Annotated in this window: 22 protein-coding genes, 4 tRNA genes and 1 pseudogene; 19 read left to right on the forward strand and 8 right to left on the reverse strand. The window is 71.7% G+C overall.

All coding sequences use genetic code 11. From position 1 onward, the window contains the following. The 8 genes from Sfr03f_RS04005 (at nt 1) to serS (ending at nt 6625) form a co-directional block, all read left to right on the forward strand. A complete protein-coding gene (locus Sfr03f_RS04005) occupies nt 1-492 on the forward strand; it encodes an aromatase/cyclase (protein WP_108952286.1) in 492 nt (163 codons plus the stop codon). 26 nt (nt 493-518) lie between these two features. Continuing rightward, nucleotides 519-1064, forward strand: coding sequence for a hypothetical protein (locus Sfr03f_RS04010; RefSeq protein WP_108952287.1), 546 nt, complete (start codon nt 519-521; stop codon nt 1062-1064). Beyond that, the gene (locus Sfr03f_RS04015) at nt 1061-1657 is read left to right on the forward strand and encodes a flavin reductase family protein (RefSeq protein ID WP_108952288.1); all 597 of its coding nucleotides are present in this window, start codon (nt 1061-1063) and stop codon (nt 1655-1657) included. Before Sfr03f_RS04010 ends, Sfr03f_RS04015 begins: the two co-directional genes overlap by 4 nt. After that, nucleotides 1654-2637 (forward strand): ferritin family protein, encoded by a 984-nt coding sequence (locus tag Sfr03f_RS04020; RefSeq protein ID WP_108952289.1) that lies wholly within the window; start codon nt 1654-1656, stop codon nt 2635-2637. The genes Sfr03f_RS04015 and Sfr03f_RS04020 overlap by 4 nt, the downstream gene beginning before the upstream one ends. Next, nucleotides 2634-3665 (forward strand): beta-ketoacyl-ACP synthase III, encoded by a 1032-nt coding sequence (locus tag Sfr03f_RS04025; RefSeq protein WP_108952290.1) that lies wholly within the window; start codon nt 2634-2636, stop codon nt 3663-3665. Before Sfr03f_RS04020 ends, Sfr03f_RS04025 begins: the two co-directional genes overlap by 4 nt. Before the next feature lie 75 nt (nt 3666-3740). Continuing rightward, nucleotides 3741-3971 carry an acyl carrier protein gene (locus Sfr03f_RS04030; RefSeq protein ID WP_108952291.1) on the forward strand — a complete coding sequence of 77 codons (231 nt, stop codon included), beginning with the start codon at nt 3741-3743 and terminating at the stop codon, nt 3969-3971. Continuing rightward, nucleotides 3971-5191: a beta-ketoacyl-[acyl-carrier-protein] synthase family protein gene (locus tag Sfr03f_RS04035; RefSeq protein WP_108952292.1), complete on the forward strand. Its 1221-nt coding sequence runs from the start codon at nt 3971-3973 to the stop codon at nt 5189-5191. The genes Sfr03f_RS04030 and Sfr03f_RS04035 overlap by 1 nt, the downstream gene beginning before the upstream one ends. 144 nt (nt 5192-5335) lie before the next feature. Further along, a complete protein-coding gene (gene serS, locus Sfr03f_RS04040) occupies nt 5336-6625 on the forward strand; it encodes a serine--tRNA ligase (protein ID WP_108952293.1) in 1290 nt (429 codons plus the stop codon). A 152-nt stretch (nt 6626-6777) separates the two neighbouring features. On the opposite strand, the gene Sfr03f_RS04045 is transcribed toward serS, so the two are convergent. Beyond that, complete coding sequence (locus Sfr03f_RS04045) at nt 6778-7572, reverse strand: AfsR/SARP family transcriptional regulator (protein WP_108952294.1); 795 nt, start codon at nt 7570-7572, stop codon at nt 6778-6780. A 965-nt stretch (nt 7573-8537) separates the two neighbouring features. Between Sfr03f_RS04045 and Sfr03f_RS04050 the strand changes: the two genes are divergently transcribed. Continuing rightward, complete coding sequence (locus Sfr03f_RS04050) at nt 8538-9170, forward strand: TetR/AcrR family transcriptional regulator (protein ID WP_159105538.1); 633 nt, start codon at nt 8538-8540, stop codon at nt 9168-9170. Between the two features lie 101 nt (nt 9171-9271). On the opposite strand, the gene Sfr03f_RS30110 is transcribed toward Sfr03f_RS04050, so the two are convergent. The 4 genes from Sfr03f_RS30110 to Sfr03f_RS30125 form a co-directional block, all read right to left on the reverse strand. Continuing rightward, a tRNA-OTHER gene (locus Sfr03f_RS30110) sits at nt 9272-9364 on the reverse strand. Between the two features lie 25 nt (nt 9365-9389). Then, nucleotides 9390-9482, reverse strand: a tRNA-OTHER gene (locus Sfr03f_RS30115). A gap of 25 nt (nt 9483-9507) precedes the next feature. After that, nucleotides 9508-9600, reverse strand: a tRNA-OTHER gene (locus Sfr03f_RS30120). A 25-nt stretch (nt 9601-9625) separates the two neighbouring features. Next, a tRNA-OTHER gene (locus tag Sfr03f_RS30125) sits at nt 9626-9718 on the reverse strand. A gap of 166 nt (nt 9719-9884) precedes the next feature. Here Sfr03f_RS30125 and Sfr03f_RS04055 point away from each other — a divergent pair. The 4 genes from Sfr03f_RS04055 to Sfr03f_RS04065 all read left to right on the forward strand — a co-directional run bounded on the left by Sfr03f_RS04055 (nt 9885) and on the right by Sfr03f_RS04065 (nt 13001). Beyond that, nucleotides 9885-10886: a bifunctional lysylphosphatidylglycerol flippase/synthetase MprF gene (locus Sfr03f_RS04055; protein WP_108952296.1), complete on the forward strand. Its 1002-nt coding sequence runs from the start codon at nt 9885-9887 to the stop codon at nt 10884-10886. A 34-nt stretch (nt 10887-10920) separates the two neighbouring features. Continuing rightward, nucleotides 10921-11082, forward strand: a complete 162-nt coding sequence (locus tag Sfr03f_RS30495) for a hypothetical protein (protein WP_170145031.1) — start codon at nt 10921-10923, stop codon at nt 11080-11082. A gap of 238 nt (nt 11083-11320) precedes the next feature. Continuing rightward, the gene (locus tag Sfr03f_RS04060; protein WP_108952297.1) at nt 11321-12433 is read left to right on the forward strand and encodes a fatty acid desaturase family protein; all 1113 of its coding nucleotides are present in this window, start codon (nt 11321-11323) and stop codon (nt 12431-12433) included. A 133-nt stretch (nt 12434-12566) separates the two neighbouring features. Beyond that, on the forward strand, nt 12567-13001 hold the full coding sequence (locus Sfr03f_RS04065; RefSeq protein ID WP_108952298.1) for a PaaI family thioesterase: 435 nt from the start codon (nt 12567-12569) through the stop codon (nt 12999-13001). A 208-nt stretch (nt 13002-13209) separates the two neighbouring features. On the opposite strand, the pseudogene Sfr03f_RS04070 reads toward Sfr03f_RS04065, so the two are convergent. Next, nucleotides 13210-13895, reverse strand: a pseudogene (locus Sfr03f_RS04070) (SDR family oxidoreductase). A gap of 436 nt (nt 13896-14331) precedes the next feature. Here Sfr03f_RS04070 and urtA point away from each other — a divergent pair. The 6 genes from urtA to Sfr03f_RS04100 all read left to right on the forward strand — a co-directional run bounded on the left by urtA (nt 14332) and on the right by Sfr03f_RS04100 (nt 20552). Further along, nucleotides 14332-15585 (forward strand): urea ABC transporter substrate-binding protein, encoded by a 1254-nt coding sequence (urtA, locus tag Sfr03f_RS04075; protein WP_108952299.1) that lies wholly within the window; start codon nt 14332-14334, stop codon nt 15583-15585. 45 nt (nt 15586-15630) lie between these two features. Next, entirely contained in the window at nt 15631-16515 is an 885-nt protein-coding gene (gene urtB / locus Sfr03f_RS04080) for an urea ABC transporter permease subunit UrtB (protein WP_108952300.1), read from the forward strand. Further along, nucleotides 16512-17678, forward strand: a complete 1167-nt coding sequence (gene urtC / locus Sfr03f_RS04085; RefSeq protein ID WP_108952301.1) for an urea ABC transporter permease subunit UrtC — start codon at nt 16512-16514, stop codon at nt 17676-17678. Before urtB ends, urtC begins: the two co-directional genes overlap by 4 nt. Further along, a complete protein-coding gene (urtD, locus tag Sfr03f_RS04090; RefSeq protein ID WP_108952302.1) occupies nt 17675-18427 on the forward strand; it encodes an urea ABC transporter ATP-binding protein UrtD in 753 nt (250 codons plus the stop codon). Before urtC ends, urtD begins: the two co-directional genes overlap by 4 nt. 5 nt (nt 18428-18432) lie before the next feature. Beyond that, nucleotides 18433-19125: an urea ABC transporter ATP-binding subunit UrtE gene (gene urtE, locus Sfr03f_RS04095; RefSeq protein WP_108952303.1), complete on the forward strand. Its 693-nt coding sequence runs from the start codon at nt 18433-18435 to the stop codon at nt 19123-19125. A gap of 125 nt (nt 19126-19250) precedes the next feature. Beyond that, nucleotides 19251-20552, forward strand: coding sequence for a low temperature requirement protein A (locus Sfr03f_RS04100; RefSeq protein ID WP_108952304.1), 1302 nt, complete (start codon nt 19251-19253; stop codon nt 20550-20552). Between the two features lie 162 nt (nt 20553-20714). Here the strand turns inward: Sfr03f_RS04100 and Sfr03f_RS04105 are convergent, their stop codons facing one another. Both Sfr03f_RS04105 and Sfr03f_RS04110 read right to left on the reverse strand, forming a co-directional pair. Continuing rightward, nucleotides 20715-22244, reverse strand: coding sequence for a UDP-N-acetylglucosamine 1-carboxyvinyltransferase (locus Sfr03f_RS04105; RefSeq protein WP_108952305.1), 1530 nt, complete (start codon nt 22242-22244; stop codon nt 20715-20717). Nucleotides 22245-22338: 94 nt separating this feature from the next. Then, nucleotides 22339-22530 carry a DUF4236 domain-containing protein gene (locus tag Sfr03f_RS04110; protein WP_174721528.1) on the reverse strand — a complete coding sequence of 64 codons (192 nt, stop codon included), beginning with the start codon at nt 22528-22530 and terminating at the stop codon, nt 22339-22341. Nucleotides 22531-22696 lie beyond the last annotated feature (166 nt).

Genomic DNA, 22696 nt, shown 5'->3' on the forward strand with positions numbered 1-22696 from the left:
GTGCGACACGTCGAACTGAAGGCAGTGGTCCCCGCGAAGCGGGGCCCGGACGTCTTCGACGAGATCATCCGCTGGGAGCGCTACCCGGAGCTGGCGCCCCACGTGCACGCGACCGAGGTGCACGCGACGCTGCCCTCCGACGACTGCAGCTCCAGCTGGGAACTGCACTTCCGCAGCGGCCTGCTGCGCTGGACCGAACGGGACGAGTTCTCCCGCGAGGCCCTCACGGTCCGCTTCGAGCAGACCGACGGCGACTTCGACAGCTTCACCGGGACCTGGACGCTGCGCCAGGACGGCGACGACGTCGAGGTCACCTTCGCAGCCGACTTCGACTTCGGCATCCCCTCCCTCGAGGGCATCCTCGACCCCATCGCCGAGCGCGTGCTCAAGGAGAGCGTCGCGTGGACGCTGACCGGGCTCTTCCCCGGCACCGTGCTGGTCGGCGACGTCAACCTGACCGACGCCCGCCCCGACGGGGTCGTCGCCGCGTGACTCCCTCACCGCACTGGAGCTGAACCGTGGACCAGGCCAACCCGTTCGAGACCCCGCGCACCTACGCGCTGCACCGGGCCGAGTACCTCGTCGGTCTCGCCGTCACCACCGGTCTGATCATCGCCCACTTCGGCGAGATCCGCTGGTGGGCCGCCGCCGTGCTGTTCTTCCACATCGACGTCATCGGCTACTTCCCGGGAGCCATCGCCTTCCGGCGCAGCGGCGGAAGACCGATCTCCAAGGCGTACTACGTCCTGTACAACGTCATGCACAGCCTGATCACGCAGGGCGCCGTGGCCGCGCTGTGGTGGTGGCTGATCGGGCCGGAATGGGCGCTGCTGGCGCTGCCCTTCCACCTCTTCGGCGACCGCGGCGTGTTCGGGAACTTCATGAAGTCCTTCGCCCTGCCCTTCGAACCGGTCCGCCAGTCCGGCTACCTGCGGCTCCTCGACGACCTGGGGCTGCCCCACCCCAAGCCGGTCGGCCACGCGAGTGACCCCGTCCCGGTCGGGCACACCCCGGCGGCGCGGCAGCTCGTCGACGCCGGCGCCCCGAAGGAGGCCGTCCGATGAGCACCGTACTGTCCACCCGGACCGCCGGCCCGGTGCGCGTGGGGGACCGGACACCCGAAGGACGCGCCGCACGGCGCCGCGCGCTCTACCACCTGGCGGCACCCGTCGCCGTGCTGACGGTCAGCCACGAGGGGCGGGTGCACGGCACCACGGTCAGCTCGGTCCCCTTCCTCTCCCGCGAACCCCTGCTGCTGGGCGCCTGCCTGCGCGCCGACTCGGAGTTCGCCGACCTCGCCGCGCGGGCCGGCCGCTACACCGTCAACGTCCTCACGGCGGAACAGGGCGACACGGCACGGCACTTCGCCGACTCGGGACGCCCCCCGGGCCTGGAGCAGTTCGCGGACCTGGCCTGGACGCCGGACCCGTACGCCCACGCTCCGCTGCTGGACGACGCCCTGGCGCAGTACACCTGCCGGTTCTCCGGCACGTCACGGATCGGGGACCGCAGTCTCCTGATCGGTCACGTGACCCATGCCGCCGTCGGGCAGGGAGACCCCCTGATCAGTTACGCGGGCGGGCTGTTCGCCGGCTCGCTCGACCCGGCCCGGGACCCCGGGCCGGTCCACCGGACCAGGAAGGAAACGGCAGCATGAGCGACTCCGTGGCCCCCGAGGCGGACTGGGACAAGGCGCCCGGCCTGCTCGACGGAGCGAAGGAACTGACGCTCGGCCCGCGTGACTGCGACCTCGCCTACTGGTTCACCTCGGTCGCCCAGGGAACCCTGCGCGACCGCGGGGCGACCGGCCACCACGCGGACGCCCTCGTCCCGGACTTCCTGAAGGAACCCGGCCCGCTGCGCGAGGCGCTGATCCAGGAGTTCGGGTTCCGCGCCCTGGCCGAGGAGTTCGCCACCCGGATCCTGGGCCGCTACGTGACCATCGCCCCGGGCATCCCGGAGATGGAGTTCTACGCCACCCAGCTCATCGACGAGGCCCGGCACGCCCGCGTCTTCCGCCAGCACCTGGTGGAGCTCGGGCAGCCTGCCGGCACGCTGGTCGAGGACGTCGCCGACATGGCGGCGGACTACCGGCGCCGCGTCCTGGAACCCGTCCTGGAGTTCACCGAGGAGATCGTCGGGGCCCAGGCCGACTTCGCGGGCGGCGTGGCCGTGTTCGCCATCGTCATCGAGGGGGTCCTCGCTCCGGCGGCCGAGCTGAGCGAGCGCAAGTGGACCCCGCTCTCGCCGGCCACCGGGGAGATCTCCCGGGGCACCGCCATCGACGAGATCCGCCACCTGACCGTGGCGAGCACGATCCTGCGCGACCACGTCGCCGCACACCCCGAGTACCGGCCGCGCCTGCTGGAGATCCTGCGCGCCGGGGCGCAGCTCTGGCAGGAGGTGCCCGACCGGGAGTTCGTCCTGCCCCGCGAGGAGCTGTTCCAGAAGGGCATGGCCGAACACGCCGACAAGATCGGCGACTACGAGATCTGGCCCGGCGTCCGGATGCTCGACACCACCGCCGAGCAGCGCTACGACATGGCCGAGCAGTGGACCGACGAGATGGCCGAGGCCCGCATGGCCTACATGGGGCTGCCCGTGGACGCCCTGTCCGCCCAGGAGAGCGGTCGGTGAGCGGGTGGGCCACGGCGTCCGGGCCCGGCCCGGGGCGGGCCGCGGTGATCACCGGCATCGGATCGTACGTGCCGCCCGACGTCGTCACCAACGAGGATCTCGTGGCCCGGCTGGACACCACCGACGAGTGGATCCGCACCCGCACCGGCATCGCCACCCGCCACGTGGTCGCCCCCGGCACCTCCACCTCCGACCTGGCCGTGGAGGCCGGGCAGCGCGCGCTGAAGTCCGCCGGCAGCGCGGTCGCCGACGGGGTGGTCCTGGCGACCACCACCCCCGACCAGCCGTGTCCGGCCACCGCTCCCGCCGTGGCCGCGCGACTGGGCCTCCGCGGGGTTCCCGCCTTCGACGTCTCCGCGGTCTGCTCGGGCTTCCTGTACGGGCTGGCCACGGCGGCCGGCCTGATCGCCGGCGGCGTCGCGGAGCGGGTGCTGCTCATCGCCGCGGAGGCGTTCACCACCCTCATCGACCCCCAGGACCGCGGAACGGCCGTCATCTTCGCCGACGGCGCCGGGGCGGTCGTGCTGCGCGCCGGCGACCCCGACGAGCCGGGCGCCGTGGGCCCGCTGGTGCTCGGCAGCGACGGCGAACTCAGCCACCTCATCGAGGTGCCGGCCGGCGGATCGCGCCGGCGTCGGGCAGAGCCGTCCGCGCCGCAGGAGCAGTACTTCCGGATGCACGGCCGGGACACCTACCGGCACGCGGTCGAGCACATGACGCGCGCCTCCCGGGAAGCCCTCTCCCGGGCCGGGGCGGGGCCCGCGGACGTCGACCGGTTCGCCGCGCACCAGGCCAACGCCCGCATCCTGACGGCCGTCGCCGACCGGCTGGAGATCCCGCCCGCCCGGCGGCTGTCGAACATCGAGCACGTCGGCAACACCGCGGGCGCCTCCCTGCCCCTGCTGCTCGCCGAGTCCGCGGCGGCCGGCCGGCTCACGGCCGGCCACCGGGTGCTGCTCACCGCGTTCGGCGGCGGACTGGCCTGGGGCGCCACCACCCTCGAATGGCCGGACGTCAAGGCCTTCTGACACCACCCCCTTCTCCCGACCGACCCGACCGACCCGACCCGACCGTCCCACTGGAATTCCTGGAAGGAAACCGTCGTGTTCGAACAGTTCAAGTCCCTGCTCGTGGACAAGCTGAAGGTCTCTCCCGAGCTGATCACCCCCGAGGCCACCCGCGAGGACATCGAGCTCGACTCGCTGGCCGTCGTGGAGCTCTCGCTGATGATCGAGAGCGAGTTCCAGGCCAGCGTCAGCGACGACGAACTGCTGGAGACGCAGACCGTCGGCGAGATGGTGGCGCTGATGGAGAGCCGGGGCGCGAAGATCTGATGGCCGGTACCGATGTCGCTGTCACCGGGCTCGGTCTCGTCACTCCGGGCGGCATCGGGGTCGGGCCGAGCTGGGCGGCCGTCCGCTCGGGCCGGGCCACCGCCGCGGTCGACCCGGTCCTCGAGCACCATCCGGTGCGGATCTCCTGCCGGGTCCCCGGCTTCGACCCGGACGCGCTGATCGGCGCCCGCAGGGCCGTGCGCCTGGACCGCTTCTCCCAGTTCGCCCTGGTGGCCGCCCACGAGGCGCTGGCCGACGCCGGCCTCGACCCGCGGACCTGGGACGGCGCCCGCGTGGGCGTCGTCCTGGGCTGCGGCGGCGGCGGACCGACGACCGTCGAGGCGCAGCACGAGGTGCTGCTCACCCGGGGGCCCGGCCGGGTCTCCCCGCTGCTCCTGCCCATGCAACTGCCCAACATGCTCGCCGGGCAGGTGGCCATCGAGTTCGGCGCCACCGGACCCAACCTGGTGGTGTCGACGGCGTGCGCCTCCGCCACGACGGCCATCGGCATGGCGCGGGACCTGCTCGCCCTCGACCGCTGCGACGTCGTCCTGACCGGTGGCAGCGAAGCCATGATCACTCCGCTGGTGATGGCCGGGTTCGCGCAGATGGGGGCGCTGTCGCGGCGCAACGACGACCCGGCCTCGGCGTCGCGCCCCTTCGACGTCGACCGGGACGGCTTCGTGGCCGGTGAGGGCGCGGGCATCCTGGTGCTGGAGCGCGCCGCCGACGCCCGCTCGCGCGGCGCCCGGGTCCGGGCCCGCGTGCTCGGGTACGGGGCCAGCGCCGACGCCCACCACATGACGTCCCCGCACCCGGACGGCACCGGCCTCGAGGCCGCCGTACGGGCGGCCCTCGCCGACGCGGGGGCAGCCCCCGGCGACGTGCGCCACGTCAACGCGCACGGCACGTCCACCCCGCTCAACGACGCGATCGAGGCCGCCGTGGTGAAGCGCACGCTGCCCGGCGATCCGCTGGTGACCTCGACGAAGGGCGTGACGGGGCACCTGCTGGGCGCCGCCGGCGCGGTGGAGGCGGCGTTCACCGTGCTCACCGTCGAGCAGAGCCTGGTGCCGCCCACGGCCAACCTCACCACCCGCGACCCGGTCGCCGACATCAAGGTGGCGGAGGAGGCCACCTCCATGCCCGTCGACCTGGCGCTGAGCCAGTCGTGCGGGTTCGGCGGACAGAACGCGGTCCTGGCCATCGCCTCGGCCTGATCCACCCCGTGGCCGGAGCCCGGCGGTTCACCGCCGCCGGGCTCCGGCCACGGCCCGCTCCGGCCGGTGTTCCGCTCCCCGCTCCGAGCACCGGCTCCGGCGCGAACGCCGCCGTCCCACATCCCGACCTTCGAAGGAGCATCCGTGCACGACCTCAGCGAACTCGTCGCGGCCGGACCGGACGCCGCGCGGAGGCTGGCCCGCCGCGGGTTCCCCCTGGACATCGACGCACTGGAGGCCGCCCGCCGCCACCGGGCCGCGGCGCAGGAGCAGGTGGACGGGCTCAGGGCACAGGCGAAGGCCGCCGCCCGTCAGGTGCGGGCCGGCGCGGACCGTGCGCCCACCGACGCCGGGCGTGAGGCGGCACGAGCCCTGCGCGAGCGCGTCCAGACGGCCGAGGCGGCCGCGCGTGCCGCCGCGGAGCACCTCACCGACCAGTTGCTGCGGATCCCCAACCTCCCGCTCGACACGGTGCCCGACGGCCGTTCGGAGAAGGAGGCGGTCGAGGTGCGCCGCGGCGGGCCTGCGGTGGACGCGGCCCCGGACGGGGCACGCCATCACGCCGACATCGGCAGCGCGCTCGGCATCTTCGACACCGAGCGCTCGGCCCGGCTGTCGGGCTCCCGGTTCCACGTCAGCCGGGGCGCGGGCGCACGGCTCGAACGGGCGCTGGCCGCGTTCCTGCTGGACCTGCACACCGAGACGCACGGTTACACCGAGCACGCCGTGCCGTTCCTGGTCAACCGCAGGACACTGACCGGTACCGGGCAACTGCCGAAGTTCGAGGAGGACCTGTTCGCCACCCGCGTCTCGGACCGGGAACTCTTCCTGATCCCCACCGCGGAGGTCCCGCTGACCAACCTGGTGGCCGGCGAGGTCCTGGACCCCGGCGACCTGCCGCTCGCCCTGACCGCGCACACCCCGTGCTTCCGCTCGGAGGCGGGCTCGTACGGCCGTGACACCCGGGGGGTGCTGCGGCTGCACCAGTTCGAGAAGGTGGAGCTGGTACGGATCTGCCGGCCCGAGCACGCCCAGGCCGAACTCGAGCTGATGGTCGGCCAGGTGGAGGAGTGCCTGAGGCGCCTGGAGCTGTCGTACCGGGTGATGCTGCTGCCCGCCGGGGACATGGGGTTCTCCGCGCGGATGACGTACGACCTGGAGGTGTGGCTGCCCGGCAGCGGGGCGTTCCGGGAGATCTCCTCGGTGTCGGACTGCGGGACGTTCCAGGCCCGGCGGGCGGGCATCCGCTACCGCACCGCCGACGGCCGCAAGGCGCCCGCCGCGACGCTCAACGGCTCCGCCCTGCCCATCGGCCGCACCGTGGCCGCCCTGCTGGAGCAGGGCCTGCGGGCGGACGGGAGCGTGGTGCTGCCGGAGGCCCTCGTCCCGTACACCGGGTTCCGCCGGATCCTGCCCGGCGGCCGCACCGGCTGAGCGGGCGCGGTGCAGGACCCGGCACACGCCGAGTCGTGCACCGCGCGGCCGGCCCCCGCTCGGGCGCGGGGCATCCCGCCGCGGCGCGGCCGGACCCCGCTTCCGCGCGGGGCAACCCGCGGCAGCCCCGCTTCGGCGCGGGGCATCCCGCCTCAGGCCGACTGGGAGACGGGACAGTCGTCACCCGGTGTGAGTTCGGGGGCGTGCGACAGGATCGCGTGCTCCACCCCGCGCAGGGACGGTGAGGGCAGGACGCCGATCTCGTCGCTGAGCCGGCGCCACATACGACGGTAGGCGTCAAGGGCGTCCGCCTGACGGCCCGACCGGTACAGAGCGATCATGAACTGTTCGCAGAAGCGTTCCCGCAAGGGGTTGCTGATGTGGGCCTCGTTGAGTTCGGCCAGGATCCGCGCATGCCGGCCGACCCTCAGCTCGGCGTCGAAGAGAAGCTCCATCGCGCGCAGCCGTTGCTCCTCGTAGCGGGCACCGGCCAGACGGCACACGGCGCCGCCCGGGAAATGGCCGAACGCCGGCCCCCGCCACATGCCCAGGGCCTGACGCAGCAGCTCCGCCGCCCGCTCGGGCCGCGCGGCCAGCAGCGTCTCCGCCTCCGCGATCTTCTTGACGAACTCGTCGGCGTCGAGTTCCCCCGCGGCCACCGTCAGCCGGTAACCGGAGGGATGTGTACTCAGACGCGAGACGGGGCTGTCGGGTTCGAGCGATTTCAGGCGCCGGCGCAGCCGGCTGATGTGTGCCTGGAGCGCGTTGGCCTGATTGTCCGGCGCGGAGTCGCCCCACATCTCCTCGGCGAGCGTCTCTCCGGATACGGACCGGCCCTCGCTCACGAGTAACACCTGGATGAGGGACCGCTGAAGATCTCCCGGTATCTCCGCCTTACCTGCGGAGGTTCTTATTTCCAAGGCCCCGAGTATCGAGAAATGCAGCACACCGTACTCCCTTGCAGTTGTCTGCGTCAGAATGCGGACCGACTCTCGCCCCGTCGAGAGTCGCTGCGAAAGGCTCGGAGACCGAAATGTCGTATGGATCCCACGTCATGCCGCCCCCCGTTGAACGCATGAGGCCCGATCGGCCGCTCTGCGTCACAGCTCTTTACACACGGTGCTGGATTCTCGCACACATGCATTCCCATCGGAAGGCATATTCAGTCGCAGCACCCGCTCTCCACCGACGGGAAACTTTCCGTACACCGCCGAAGCCAAACACGATGGCTGGATAGCGGCGGCAACCGGGCGCGAGGACGGCGAGCCGGATTCGGGGCGCGGGCGCCTGCCGGGAGGCGCTCGGGGGCACGGCAGTCCGATGCCGCAGGTCACGGCGTCGTGCACGGTCGGCGGCAGAACCGGCGGCCGGATGGCGGCACACCGGACCGGTTGTGCGGGGAGCGGCCGCCGTCTCCGGTCGAATGGCGGATTCCATGTGATCCCTTCCGGCGTCGACCGATGCCGGGTGGCGGGCGTACGGGTCCGCGGAGGGGGACACCGGGGAGTGCCTGGTGAGCGGAGCTGCCGGTCCCGGGTGCGCCGGAGCGACTCCGGGTCCCGGCCGGGAGGCCGAGCGCGCGCCAATCCTGAGCCGGGGCCGATGAGTTCGCGCGGTGCGGGCGGTCGTAAGGGGTGACCGGCTGTCCCGCCGGCGGCGGGGCGAGGGTGGCCCCGCGGTGCGGAGGGCGGGCCGGACCCGGGCGGCCCGCCGGCCCCGAGCCGTCACGGGGCCGGTGTTCCTCGGAGTGGAGGAAGGAGGGACAAAGCCGGTCAACGCGACGACGCGGCCGACCCATAACTGCAAGTCAGAGGCTTGCCCGGTCACGGGACCGACCGTCAGTCAGCCCATCGTCTGACGCCCGGTCATGTACGCTGACGATCAGCTGAGCCACGGAAGGAGGGTGTGCGGGGTGGCCGAGATCTCGAAACCGGTCAAGCGCAAGCGTGTCCACAAGAGTCCGGAGGCCCGGCGGGCCGACATCCTGCGGGCCAGCTGGGAGGTTTTCAGCACCATCGGGTTCTCCGAGGCCACCATCCAGGACATCACCACAGCTGCCGGCATGGGCAAGGGCAGCTTCTACATGTACTTCGAGACCAAGGACCACGTGCTCGGAGCCATGTGGGAGGAGTACGTCAGCGTCTTCTACGAGACCACCGAGTCGATCCTGGCGAAGGGCGAGGCCTGGTGGCCGACGCTGGACGAGCTGCTGACCCAGTTGATCCGGCACGCTGTCGACCATGCCGAACTGCGCCGTCTGGTCTACGGGTCGGCGAACGCGAAGGCGCTGGACCTGTGCAGGGAGTCCAACGCGCGGGTGATGGACCGCATTTGTGAGTTCGTCTCCCGCGGGGAGCGGGCCGGGGTCTTCCGCAGCCGCAACGCCGACTGGGGCTTCCGCATGATCTACCACGCGGCCGACGGGCTGTTGGACGAATTCATCGCGCGGGGCGGAGACCTCGACTGCGAGGAGATCACGCACAGTGTCCTGGAGCTCGCCCACCGGACGCTGGGATACCAGGAGGCCGTGCCGGCCGCCGGGTGAACGCCGGGCCGCGGCAGCGGTGGCGCCGTCCTGGGCCACACGGACCCCGCCCCGGCCGGCCGGCCTCGCGCCGGCCCGCCGGGGCGGGGTCCTCTCATCGGCGGAGAGGGCAGGATTCGAACCTGCGTGGACCACAAGGATCCGACCTCGAGTTTGCACTCAGGTCCCCGATAAACCGCTCCGGGCACCTCTCCTGAACTTTGCCCGGCTGGCGGGCGGCGGAGAGGGCAGGATTCGAACCTGCGTGGACCACAAGGATCCGACCTCGAGTTTGCACTCAGGTCCCCGATAAACCGCTCCGGGCACCTCTCCCGATCTTTGCCCGGCTGGCGGGCGGCGGAGAGGGCAGGATTCGAACCTGCGTGGACCACAAGGATCCGACCTCGAGTTTGCACTCAGGTCCCCGATAAACCGCTCCGGGCACCTCTCCTGAACTTTGCCCGGCTGGCGGGCGGCGGAGAGGGCAGGATTCGAACCTGCGTGGACCACAAGGATCCGACCTCGAGTTTGCACCCAGGTCCCCGATAAACCGCTCCGGGCACCTCTCCCTGTGAGCGAACCCGACCGGCGGGCTGTTCACGAGTAATACTCTGCCAGGCCCCCCTGATACGGGACTGACGTTCCGCTGACGTCCCGGAAAATACCCGTTTCCCCTTTCGGTGACCGGCCGGCAGGTGTTCTACTCTTCCCGGCCCAATTCCTTGAAGAGGGAGCATGGACGTGTCTGTGACAGAAACGGACAGCCCGGTTCTCCGGGCTGTCGCCACATTTACCCAGGCCGAGAATCCGAGCTCGTTCCTGGCGCTGAACGAGGGGAACAGCGTCTTCACCGCACCGGGAACCGACGGCGTGATCGTGTACCGCCGGACAGGTCGGTACGCCGTCCAGTTGGGCGGACCCTTCGCCGCCCCGGACTCCTACGACACCCTGCTCGAGTGCTTTCTCGACCACCTGCGCGGCGAGGGGCTGACCCTCGTCGGCGTCCAGTTGCAGCGACACGACGCCGAGGCATACGCCCGCCACGGCTTCACGGTCAACCAGATCGGCGCTTCGTGGGCCGTGGAGATCGCCGGGCACACCCTGCGCGGCACGCGCTTCATGCAACTGCGCAACAAGATCTCCCGCGCGCACCGCAACGGCCTGACGGTACGGGAGGTCATCCTCGAGGACTGGCATCAGGCGCTGGACGAGATCGACCAGGCGTGGCTGGGTTCCAAGGGTGAGCACGCCCGCCCGCTGGAGTTCCTGGTGGGTCAGACGGGTGGACCGGCGCAGCGTCTGCGCCGGCTCTTCCTCGGCACGATCGACGACCGGCCCGTCGGCTACATCTCCTACTCGCCCGTGTACGGCACCCGGTCCGGATGGATGCACGACCTGAGCCGGCGGATCCCCAGCGGCTCGCCCGGGATCATGGAGGCGATCAACGCCCACGCCATCGAGGAGTTCCGCCGGGAGGGCGTGGAGTGGCTCCACTTCGGCTTCACCCCCTTCACCGGGCTGGACGCCCGGCACGAGATCGCCGGACACAGCCCCGCCTTCCAGTGGCTGATGCACTTCCTGTGGGACCAGGGCGCCGCCCTGTACCCCGCGCAGACGCAGCTCTCCTACAAGCACAAGTGGGGGGCCGACGTCGCCATCCCCGAGTACGTGGCCTTCGAGAAGCACGCCTCACTGGCCGGCTTCGCGCACATCTTCCGCGCCAGCAACGCCTTCTGACACCCACTTCCGTTCTCGCGACAAGGAGTCACGCATGTCCCACTCCGACCTCAGCACGGATGCCCTGCGCCAGTCCATGGTCGAGCAGCTCATGCGCATCATGGGGCTGCCCGACGACGAGTCGGTGGCCCGGGAGGCCGACGAGCTCCTGCTCGCCCTCGACGCCCGCCTCGACACCGAACCGACCGCGGCCTGAACCCGCGCGCCTGCCCCCGGTCAGCCCCGTATCAGTCGTGCATCAGTGCGATACGGAAGGCTGATCGCCGTATCGCCCGAGGCAGGACACAGGCACCGCACCGATCCGGTACACCCGCGGTTCAGGGCTGCGAGCGACCGCGGCGACACCGTTGTCGTCGCCGCACAGCTTCCGGCCGCGCAACCGATGGTGTCGCGCCGCCCGCTCGTCGGGTACCTCATTCCAAGGAGTGCACCGTATGCCATCGCCACACGATTCCTCCTCGCCGGGCGTCGTCACGCCGCTGACGCCGGCCGGGCCGGCCCCGGCCCAGCCGGCCGTGGGGGCCTCGGCGACCTTCGCCGAGCTCCTCAAGCGGGTCAAGGCCGAGGGGCTGCTCGACTTCGACCCCAGGTACTACATGGGCCGGCTGACCCTGAACGCCTTACTCCTGGTCCTGGGCCTCGTCGCCTTCTTCCTGGTCGGCGACAGCTGGTGGCAGCTGGCGGTGGCCGTGTACATGGGCGTGTGCGGGGCCCAGAGCGCGTTCATGTTCCATGACGCGGGCCACAAGGCCATGTTCCGCAGCAAGCGCGCCGCCACCGCGGTCGGGTACATCCACGCGAACCTGATCAACGGTGCGAGCTACGGCTGGTGGGTCAATCACCACAACCGCCACCACAGCAATCCCAACCACCTGGACATGGACCCCGACATCGGGCGCCGCACGGCGATCTTCGACATCAAGCAGTACGCGGCACGCCGCGGCACGAAGAAGTTCATCGTGCGCTACCAGAGCGTGCTGTTCTTCGTGCTGCTCGTCCTGGAGTCGGCGAAGATGAACAAGACGGCCGTGAAGGAGATCCTCAACGGCCGGGTCAAGCAGCCGCTGCTCGAGGGCTCCCTGATCGTGGTGCGCGCGGCGATCTACCTGGGCCTGACGTTCTGGCTGCTCCCGCCCCTGCTCGCGGTCTCGTTCATCGTGGTCCAGTACGCCGCCCAGGGCTTCTACTTCGGCATGCTCTTCGCGCCGAACCACAAGGGGATGGAGGTGCGCGACGGCGAGGAGGAGACGCTGGACTGGCTGGAGCGGCAGGTCCTGACGTCGAGGAACATCCGCCCCTCCTGGATCGTCGACTTCATGTACGGCGGCCTGAACTACCAGATCGAGCACCACCTGTTCCCGTCCATGGCGCAGCGCAACCTCCCCCGGGCCCGGGAGCTGACCATGGAGTACTGCGCGGAGCGCGGTATTCCGTACCACGAGGTGGGGTTCTGGAGCTCCTACCGCGAGGTGGCGTCCTTCCTCCACGAGGTGAGTGCGCCCGTGCGCAGCGGCGAGGTGAAGCAGATCCTGAAGCGCGCCGCGTGAGCACGAGGGGGAACGTCGCCCCGGCCGGTTCGGCGAAGGCGGCCGCACCGCGCGCCGGCATGGCGGATGATCACTGCCAGGACGACGCCGGACGACATCCGCACGCGTGCCCGCATCCGAAAGGCAGCCCGCCATGTCCTCCTCCGAGACGACGTTCCCCCGACCGGCCGACCTCCTCGCCGCCCTTCCGTTCGCTTCCCACCTCGGCATCGCACTCCACGAGGCCGGCTCCGACCGCACCGTGGGCAGCCTGCCCTGGTCCCCGGAGGCCTGCACCGTGGGCGGCGCCCTGCACGGCGGGGCGCTGATGGCCCTGGCGGACTCGGTGGGCGCCGTGTGCGCCTACCTCAACCTCCCCGCGGGAGCCGGGACGTCCACAGTAGAGTCCAAGACCAACTTCCTGCGACCGGTGACCGGGGGCCGCGTCCACGCCACCGCGCGCCCCCTGCACGTCGGCAGGACGCTGATCGTTGTCCAGACCGACCTGAAGGACGACGAGGACCGGCTCGTGGGGCAGACCACCCAGACGCAGATCGTGCTCGCCGCGAAGGACGCCGCGGGCGACTGACCCGCGCGGCCCGGCCCGTGGAGCGCCGCGGGCCCGACGTCCCGGAGCGGCCGCCGCGGCCCCGTCCGACCTCACGCAGCGCGGGTCGGACGGGGCCGCGGCGGCTTTCGGCGATCGAGCGGCGGCCGCTCCGCCGCCCGCGGGCGGTCACCCGCCGCGCGCCGTGGCCTGGCGGGAGCGGGCGGGAACCCGGGAACGGGCGGGAACTTCAGAGCCGGGAGCCCTCGGTGGCGTCGACGACCTGGCCCGTCACCCAACGGGCGTCGTCGGAGGCGAGGAAGGCGACCACGTCGGCCACGTCCTCGGGACGGCCGACCCTGCCGAGGACCGACAGCTCGGCCGCGGCCTTCTCGGCAGCCTCGTTGCCGCGCAGCCAGCCGGCGTTCGTGTCCGTGTCGACGATGCCGGGCGCCACCGCGTTGACCGTGATGCGCCGGCCGCCGAGGGCCTGGCGAGGGAGAGGGTGAAGGCGTCGACGGCGCCCTTGCTCATGGCGTACGCGATGATGTCGGTGAGCGCGATCCGGGTGGCCCCGGAGGAGATGTTGATGATCCGCCCGCCGTCCCGCAGCCGCTCGAGTCCCCGCTGCGTGAGGAAGAACGGCGCGCGCATGGTGACCGCGACGGCCTCGTCGAACGCCTCGGCCGTGGTCCGGTCGATCTCGCCCCGCGGCGTGATGCCGGCGTTGTTGACCAGGATGTCGAGGCCGGCCCCGCCGGAGTGCTCCAGGATCCCGCGGTCGTAGCCCTCCCGGAGACCACGGCCGAGCTGCGGCGCGTGGTGGAGTACGCCATGGCGGCCTGGCCCGCGCCCCCGGCCCGAGGTGGCCGCACCGCTCGTCGGCCGGGCCGCCGTGGGAAGGCGCCGGCGGCCCGGACCGGACGTGCGGTCCACGGTGCGCGCGACGACGCGGGGTCCACCCCGTCGGCCACGGACCGGGGCGCCCCCCGGGAAGCGGGTCGAGCGCCGGTGCCGACGCCCGGATCCGCGGAGCTCACCATGTCGTATCCCGACGGGACCCCCGTGCCCGGGTTCCGGCTGCGCATCCACGGCGACGGGACCGCCGGCCGGCGCCGGCACCACGAGCCCTTCGACACACAGGCGCCGGGAACGGAAGGCCGGTAGCCTCACGGCCCAACTCGTCGATTCCTGACGTCAATTGCGCCGAAACGCCGCGGTAACAGTTCCCCACGACGCTGTGGAGGCGCTCCAGCGACCAGCCCGGACATCACCCCCGGAACGGCTGGGACCCGTGCGTCACGCCGCCGCCCCTGAAGCGCCGTCCCCTCGCCGCTCTTCCCGCCGCCCCCCGTGGGCAAGGAGGTTGTGCATGTCCGGGCTCAGCATCAGCAGGCGTGGTCTCCTGACCGGCCTCTCCGTCCTCGGCGCGTCCGCCGCGATCGGCGCCTGCGGCGCCAAGACCGGCAGCGACCGCACGTCCACCGCCGGCGCCAAGGCCGACACCTCCGGCGACACCGTCCGGGTCGGCCTCCTGAACTCCCTCTCCGGCACCATGGCCATCAGCGAGGTCACCGTCCACAACGCGCTGCTGCTTGCCGTCAAGGAGATCAACGCGGACGGAGGCGTGCTGGGCAAGAAGCTCGACCCCGTCAGCCAGGACGGCGCCTCCGACTGGCCCACCTTCGCGGAGAAGGCGGAGGCCCTGATCACCGGCGACAAGGTCGCCGCCACCTTCGGCTGCTGGACCTCGGCCAGCCGCAAGGCCGTCAAGCCGGTCTTCGAGCGGCACAGGTCGCTGCTGTTCTACCCCGTGCAGTACGAGGGCCTCGAACAGTCGCCGTACATCTTCTACACGGGCGCCACCACCAACCAGCAGATCGTGCCCGCCCTGGACTACCTCAGGAAGAAGGGACTGACCAGGCTCTACCTGGTCGGCAGCGACTACGTCTTCCCGCGCACCGCCAACAAGATCATCCGGGCGTACGCCAAGGGCAACGGCATGCGCGTGCTCGGCGAGGACTACGCGCCGCTGGGCTCCACGGAGTTCAGCACCATCGTCAACAAGGTGAAGGAGTCGGGCGCCGACGCGGTCTTCAACACCCTCAACGGCGACAGCAACGTGGCCTTCTTCAAGGAGTACAAGTCCTCGGGGCTGAGCGCGAAGGCCCTGCCGGTGCTGTCCGTCTCCATCGCCGAGGAGGAGGTCAAGAGCATCGGCGCCCCGTACCTGGAGGGCCAGCTGACCGCCTGGAACTACTACCAGACGACACCCGGCGCGGCGAACACCGCCTTCGTCGAGGCCTACCAGGCCGCCTACGGCAAGGACAAGCCGACGTCCGACCCGATGGAGGCCGCCTACCTCTCCGTCCACCTATGGAAGGCGATGGTCGAGAAGGCCGGCTCCTTCGACGTCGCGAAGGTGAAGGCCGCCGCGGACGGGATCACCTTCGACGCCCCGGAGGGCACGACCACCGTCGACGGCGCCACCCAGCACGTCCACAAGACCGCCCGCATCGGCAGGATCGGCGCAGACGGGCTGATCACCGAGGTGTGGAGCTCGGGCGGGCCGATCAAGCCGGACCCGTACCTCAAGGGCTACGACTGGGCCTCCGGCCTCTCCTGAGCGCGTGCCGCCACCGACACCCCCTCCCCGACCCGGAGCCGCCTCATGACGGTCGTCCTCAACCAGTCCTTCACCGGCGTCGGCATCGGCGCCGTCCTCCTGCTCGTCGCCCTCGGCCTGACCCTGACCTTCGGCCAGATGGGCGTCATCAACATGGCGCACGGCGAGTTCATCATGGCCGGCGCCTACACCGCCTACGTCCTGCAGCGGTCCGTCGACGGCACCGGCCTCTCCCTGCTCCTCGCGCTGCCGCCGGCCTTCCTCGTGGCGGGCACGATCGGTGCGCTCCTGGAGTGGCTGCTCGTCCGCCGCCTGTACGCCCGGCCGCTGGACACGCTCCTGGTCACCTGGGGCGTCTCCCTGATGCTCCAGCAGCTCGCCCGCGACGTCTTCGGCGCCCCCAACGTGCAGACCCGCGCCCCGGACCTGCTCACCGGCAACGTCTCCGTCGCGGGCGTCACCCTCGCCGCCAACCGGCTGGCCATCCTCGGCCTCGCCCTGCTGAGCGTGCTCGCCCTCACACTCGTCCTGCGGCTCACCCCGCTCGGACGGCGCATCCGCGCCGTCGTGCAGAACCGGGACCTCGCGGAGGTCTCCGGCATCGCCACCGAGCGGGTGGACCGCACGACGTTCTTCATCGGCTCCGGCCTGGCCGGCGTCGCCGGCGTCGCGCTGACGCTCGTCGGCCCCATCGGCCCGACCATGGGCACCAACTACATCGTCGACGCCTTCCTCGTGGTCGTCGTCGGCGGCATCGGGCAGCTGAAGGGCAGCGTGATCACTGCCTTCGCGCTCGGCGTGCTCCAGTCGGTGCTGGAATACTCCACGACCGTCAGCGTCGCCAAGGTCGCCGTCCTGGTGGCCATCGTCGCCTTCCTCCAGTGGCGACCCCAGGGCCTGTACACACTGCGCACCCGGAGCCTGGCATGACGACGACCGCCCCGCCCGGGCCCGCGTCCGCGACGACCCGGCCGCGGGCGTCCACGCCACGACGCCTGCGGGCGCCGGCCGCCTTCCTGCTCGGCGCGGTGCTGCTGCTCGGCGCCGCCCCGCTCGCCCTCCCCGACTCCCGGCTCAACCTCCTCGCCAAGTACCTCTGCTACGCGATCGTCGCCGTCGGCGTCAGCCTCGCCTGGGGCCGCGGCGGACTCCTCGTCCTCGGCCAGGGCGTCTTCTTCGGCCTCGGCGGCTACGCCATGGCCATGCACCTCAAACTGGCCGACGCCGCGACGGCGGGCGAGAGGCTCCCGGACTTCATGCTGCTCTACGGCTCCTCGGACACACTGCCCTGGTGGTGGCAGCCGTTCGCCGACCCGGCCTTCGCGCTCGCCATGACGGTGCTGCTCCCCATGACGGTGGCCGGGCTCCTCGGCTTCCTGGTCTTCCGACGGCGCGTGAAGGGCGCCTACTTCGCGATCCTCAGCCAGGCGCTGGCCGCCGCCCTGTCCATCTGGCTGGTCGGCCAGCAGGCCACCACCGGCGGCACCAACGGCCTCACCGGCATCCAGGGCTTCTTCGGCTACGACCTCGCCGACCCCGTCAACCAGCGGATGGTCTACTTCGTGATCGCCGTGGCGCTCCTCCTGCTGATGGCCGCCGCCCGCCAGCTGTTCGTCAGCCGGTACGGCGAACTCCTCGTCGCCGTACGGGACTCCGAGGAGCGGGTCCGCTTCCTCGGCTACGACCCGGCCAACGTCAAACTCGTCGCCTACGTGGTCGCGGCCGGCATGGCGGGTCTCGCCGGCGCCCTGTTCGTCCCGGCCGTCGGCATCATCTCCCCGGCCCTGATCGGGATCGTGCCGTCCATCGGCTTCGTGATCGGCGCCGCGGTCGGAGGCCGGGCCTCACTGGTGGGGGCGGTGCTCGGCGCCGTCGCGGTGGCCTGGGCGCAGAGCACCCTCTCCGACGCCTTCCCCGCCGCATGGACGTACCTCCAGGGGCTGCTCTTCGTCCTGGTGGTCGGCTTCCTGCCGGGCGGGCTGGCCTCCCTCGGCGCGCTGCGGCGCACCCGGCGACGCGCCCCGGCCTCCGTGCGGGCCGCGGCGCCCACGACGTCGGCGGTCGCGACCGCCTCCACGAAGGAGACGGCATGAGCGGCGCAGCACTGACCGTCCGGAACCTGCGGGTGACCTTCGACGGCTTCACCGCCGTCGACGGCGTCGACCTGGACATCGCACCCGGTGACCTGCGCTTCCTCATCGGCCCGAACGGAGCCGGCAAGACCACCCTGGTGGACGCCGTGACCGGTCTGGTCAGGGCCACCGGGTCGGTCCGCTTCGGGGACGAAGAACTCCTCGGCAGGCCCGTCCACCGGATCGCCCGGCTCGGCATCGGGCGCACCTTCCAGACGGCCACGGTGTTCGAGCAGCTGACCGTGGAGCAGAACCTGGACATCGCCGCCGGAGCGGGACGCGGGGCGTGGACGATGCTCCGGCGCCGCCGGGCCGTACCCGAACGGGTCGAGAGGGCGCTGGAGACCACCGGTCTGGCGGATCTGCGAGACCGGCCGGCGGGCGTGCTGGCCCACGGCCAGAAACAGTGGCTGGAGATCGGGATGCTGCTGGTGCAGGACGTGCGGCTGCTCCTGCTCGACGAACCGGTGGCCGGCATGAGCCACGAGGAACGCGAGGCCACCGGCGAACTGCTGCGGCGGGTCGGCGAGGACCACACGGTCGTCGTCATCGAGCACGACATGGACTTCATGAGGGCCTTCGCCCGCAGCGTCACCGTCCTGCACGCAGGCAAGGTGCTCAGCGAGGGCTCGGTGGCCGAGGTCCGTGCCGACGCCGAGGTCCAGGAGGTCTACCTCGGCCGGGCCTCCGTCGTGGCCGGGGAGGGGTGACGTCCATGCTGGAGATCGACGCGGTCCACGCCGGTTACGACCGCACCACGGTGCTGCACGGCGTGTCCGTCGCCGTCCCGGAGGGCGGCGTCGCCGCCGTCCTCGGACACAACGGCGCCGGCAAGAGCACCCTGCTGCGCGTGGCCATGGGCCTGCTCAGGCCGAGGAGCGGCACCGTCCTGCTGGACGGCGAGGACATCACCCGCCTCGCTCCCCACCGGCGGGTGGCCCGCGGCATGGCGTACGTCCCGCAGGGCCAGCAGTGCTTCCCGCACCTCACCACCGCCGAGAACCTGCGGCTCGTCGCCGACGGACGCGTCAACGGCAGGCGGGCCGTCGCCGAGGTTCTGGACCTCTTCCCCGTCCTGCGCGAGCTGTCCGGCCGCCGAGCCGGTCTCCTCTCCGGCGGCCAGCGCCAGCAGCTCGCCATCGCCCGGGCGCTGATCACCCGCCCCAGGCTCCTCCTCCTCGACGAGCCCACCGAGGGCATCCAGCCCTCGGTGGTCGCCGACATCGAGGAGACGATCCTCGCCCTGGCCGGGCGGCACGGCCTGTCCGTCCTCCTGGTGGAGCAGCACGTCGGCTTCGCCCTACGTGCCGCCCAGCGGTACCACGTGCTCGAGGCGGGTCGCGTGACGTCCTCCGGCGCGGGCGGCACGGCCGCGGAGCGGACCGTCCGGGAGGCCCTCAGCGTGTGAGCGCCGGCGGGCCCCGGCCCGCCGGCGTCCGCGGCGGGGCCGGCCGGGCGACCGCACGGGGCCCCTGCCGCACCCACGGGCACGGCGCAAGCCGTGCGTACCGGACATCGTGCATCATCTGGCTCATGAGCGACTCCCCGCCCGCCGCAACCCCGGACGGTGGCACCCGTCGCCGTCGCGTGGCGGTGCGCAGGGAGCGGATGACCGGCCGGGATCCGGCGGAACCGGGACGCACCGCCACGCCGCTGGAGCTGCTGTTCGACCTCACCTTCGTGGTCGCGGTGGGGACGGCCTCGTCCCTGGTCGCCGAGATGCTGGCCGAAGGACATCTCAGCGACGCCGTGACCGCCTTCGCGCCGGCGATGTTCGCGATCGTCCTGGCGTGGATCAACTACAGCTGGTTCGCCTCCGCCTTCAGCACCGACGACTGGCTGGACCGGGCGCTGACGATGCTGCAGATGATCGGGGTCGTCGTCCTCTCGCTCGGACTGCCGGCGCTGTTCCACTCCGTCGAGGAGGGAGCCCACCTGGACCTGCGGGTGATCGTCGCCGGCTACGTCGTGATGCGACTGGCGATGCTCCTGCAGTGGTGGCGTGCGGCCCGAGAGTCCCTGCGCCACCGGCGGGTCGCCCTCGCCAACATCCGCTGGACGGGGCTCGTCCAGGTCGGCTGGGTGGCCCTCGCCTTCTCGAGCCCGCCGCTCGCCGTCACCCTGGCCGCCTTCGGCGTCCTCGCGGCGCTGGAACTGCTGGTGCCCGTGTTCGCCCAGGGGAACGCCGGCGGCACCCCCTGGCACCCGCACCACGTCGCCGAGCGCTACGGCCTCTTCGCGATCATCACCCTCGGCGAGGGGGTGGTCGGCACGGTGGCGTCGTCCGGCGAACTGCTCGGCGGCCCCACCGGCACGCAGTGGACGGGTGACGCGGTCGCCGTCGTGATCGCCGGCGTCGGTCTGACCTTCGGCATGTGGTGGGTGTACTTCACCGTTCCGTTCGGCGAGATCCTCACCCACCGCCGCCGGCGCGGCTACCTCTTCGGCTACGGCCACATCCCGCTCTACGCGGCCGTCGCCGGCACCGGCGCGGGCCTGCACGTGGCCGGACTCTCCCTCGAGCACCACGCGAGCATCGGTGAGGTGGCCGTGGTCCTGCTCCTCGCCCTCCCGACGGCGGTGTACCTGTTCACGGTCCACGTCCTGCGGGCCCTGCTGCTGTCCGGCTGGGACCGCTTCCACCTGCTGACGACGTCCCTGACCCTGGCGGTCCTGGCCGCCGCCGTCCTGATGGCGGTCGCCGGTGCGGGGGTCGCCGTCTGCCTGCTGATCGTCATGGCGGCCTCCTTCGTCCCCGTCCTCGGCCACGAGACCGCGGGCCGCGACCACCAGCGCCGCCTGCTGCACCGCCTCCGCGGGGGCGCCGCGCCGTGAACGGCCCGTCACCGACCAGTCGGCGCAGGGCACGGTTCGCGGCGGATCTGCGACCGGAGGACGTGAAACGCCGCCCTGGACGCGGGAAGCCGACCGGTGCCGCCCCGCCCTTCCGGGATCCGCGTAACCGCAGCTCAGGAGGGACGCGGCGGCACCTGTACGTCAGATGTCGCGGAAGATCTCGATCTGCGCGCCCACCGAGTTGAGGCGGGCCGCGAGGTCTTCGTAGCCGCGGTTGATGACGTAGACGTTGCGCAGCACCGACGTGCCCTCGGCCGCCATCATCGCGAGCAGCACGACCACGGCCGGGCGGAGCGCCGGCGGGCACATCATCTCGGCGGCGCGCCAGCGGGTGGGGCCGTCGACCAGGACCCGGTGCGGGTCGAGGAGCTGCAGGCGGCCGCCGAGGCGGTTCAGGTCGGTGAGGTAGATGGCCCGGTTGTCGTAGACCCAGTCGTGGATGAGGGTCTGGCCCTGCGCCGAGGCCGCGATGGCGGCGAAGAACGGCACGTTGTCGATGTTCAGGCCCGGGAACGGCATCGGGTGGATCTTGTCGATCGGCGCCTCCAGCTTGGAGGGCCGGACGGTGAGGTCCACCAGGCGGGTGCGGCCGTTGTCGGCGCTGTACTCGGGGGAGCGGTCGTGGTCGAGCCCCATCTCCTCCAGGACGGCCAGCTCGATCTCCAGGAACTCGATCGGCACCCGCCTGACGGTCAGCTCCGACTCGGTGACCACGGCCGCGGCCAGCAGGCTCATCGCTTCGACCGGGTCCTCGGAGGGCGAGTAGTCGACGTCCACGTCGATCTCCGGCACGCCGTGCACGGTGAGCGTGGTGGTGCCGATGCCCTCGACCTGGACGCCCAGCGCCTCCAGGAAGAAGCACAGGTCCTGGACCATGTAGTTCGACGAGGCGTTGCGGATGACCGTGACGCCGTCGTGGCGGGCGGCGGCCAGCAGGGCGTTCTCGGTCACCGTGTCGCCGCGCTCGGTCAGCACGATCGGACGGTTCGGGCTGATCGTCCGGTCCACCTGCGCGTGGTACAGGCCCTCGGTGGCGGCGATGTCCAGGCCGAAGCGGCGCAGCGCGATCATGTGCGGCTCGATGGTGCGGGTGCCCAGGTCGCAGCCGCCGGCGTAGGGCAGCTTGAAGTCGCCCAGGCGGTGCAGCAGCGGGCCGAGGAACATGATGATCGAGCGGGTGCGGCGGGCCGCGTCCGCGTCGATGGACGCCATGTCCAGCTCGGCGGGCGGGACGATCTCCAGGTCCACGCCGTCGTTGATCCAGCGGGTCCGTACGCCGATGGAGTTGAGAACCTCCAGCAGGCGGTAGACCTCCTCGATGCGGGCCACCCGGCGCAGGGTGGTGCGGCCCTTGTTGAGGAGCGAGCCGCACAGCAGCGCCACGCAGGCGTTCTTGCTGGTCTTGACGTCGATGGACCCGGAGAGGCGGCGCCCGCCGACCACCCGCAGGTGCATCGGCCCCGCGTACCCCAGAGACACGATCTCGCTGTCGAGGGCCTCGCCGATCCGGGCGATCATCTCAAGGCTGATGTTCTGGTTACCGCGCTCGACCCTGTTGATGGCGCTCTGGCTGGTGCCCAGGGCCTCCGCCAGCTGCGCCTGTGACCAGCCGCGATGCTGTCGTGCGTCACGGATGAGGCGGCCGATGCGTACGAGATAGTCGTCTGCCATGCGACTGAGGCTATCTCAGATATGAGATGACGCATCCCGGGGGTCGGGTCCGCGGGGCCGGACGGGTGACGGAATCGTCCGTCCGGCCGACGGGTCAGCGCCGCCGGGTGGTGTGGCGGTAGCCGAACGGGCCGGGCAGGTCCATCGAGGTGGTGCGGCGGCCGCTGGAGCTGTAGGTGTGGCGCGGGCCGTTGCCGTCGCCGAACGTCAGCGACCAGGACTTCTTGTTGATGTTCAGGCGGACGCCGGGCCAGATGCGGAAACTCTTGCGGAAAGTGAGCGGCACGGTTCGGTCCTCTCCAGGTCTCCCGGTCGCCCGGGTTCTTTTTGAGTTCTCTCCGAGCGGATACCCGGACTCCGGCCGCACATGGCCCCGGGACATGACCTGCCGGACCCCATGTACTAGAGTTATCTCGACATCGAGATATCTTCGCACACCCGGGTGCGGCGCG

Source organism: Streptomyces fragilis (assembly GCF_003112515.1).
Lineage (GTDB): Bacteria > Actinomycetota > Actinomycetes > Streptomycetales > Streptomycetaceae > Streptomyces > Streptomyces fragilis.

Bases quoted from the DNA above. Each gene is read 5' to 3' on its own strand.
- Sfr03f_RS04105 (WP_108952305.1), bottom strand. From the start codon at position 22,244: ATGGCAGACGACTATCTCGTACGCATCGGCCGCCTCATCCGTGACGCA.
- urtA (WP_108952299.1), top strand. From the start codon at position 14,332: ATGTCCGGGCTCAGCATCAGCAGGCGTGGTCTCCTGACCGGCCTCTCC.
- urtD (WP_108952302.1), top strand. From the start codon at position 17,675: ATGAGCGGCGCAGCACTGACCGTCCGGAACCTGCGGGTGACCTTCGAC.
- Sfr03f_RS04015 (WP_108952288.1), top strand. From the start codon at position 1,061: ATGAGCACCGTACTGTCCACCCGGACCGCCGGCCCGGTGCGCGTGGGG.
- Sfr03f_RS04100 (WP_108952304.1), top strand. From the start codon at position 19,251: ATGAGCGACTCCCCGCCCGCCGCAACCCCGGACGGTGGCACCCGTCGC.
- Sfr03f_RS04020 (WP_108952289.1), top strand. From the start codon at position 1,654: ATGAGCGACTCCGTGGCCCCCGAGGCGGACTGGGACAAGGCGCCCGGC.
- urtC (WP_108952301.1), top strand. From the start codon at position 16,512: ATGACGACGACCGCCCCGCCCGGGCCCGCGTCCGCGACGACCCGGCCG.
- Sfr03f_RS04060 (WP_108952297.1), top strand. From the start codon at position 11,321: ATGCCATCGCCACACGATTCCTCCTCGCCGGGCGTCGTCACGCCGCTG.
- urtB (WP_108952300.1), top strand. From the start codon at position 15,631: ATGACGGTCGTCCTCAACCAGTCCTTCACCGGCGTCGGCATCGGCGCC.
- Sfr03f_RS04065 (WP_108952298.1), top strand. From the start codon at position 12,567: ATGTCCTCCTCCGAGACGACGTTCCCCCGACCGGCCGACCTCCTCGCC.
- Sfr03f_RS04035 (WP_108952292.1), top strand. From the start codon at position 3,971: ATGGCCGGTACCGATGTCGCTGTCACCGGGCTCGGTCTCGTCACTCCG.
- Sfr03f_RS30495 (WP_170145031.1), top strand. From the start codon at position 10,921: ATGTCCCACTCCGACCTCAGCACGGATGCCCTGCGCCAGTCCATGGTC.
- Sfr03f_RS04055 (WP_108952296.1), top strand. From the start codon at position 9,885: ATGGACGTGTCTGTGACAGAAACGGACAGCCCGGTTCTCCGGGCTGTC.
- urtE (WP_108952303.1), top strand. From the start codon at position 18,433: ATGCTGGAGATCGACGCGGTCCACGCCGGTTACGACCGCACCACGGTG.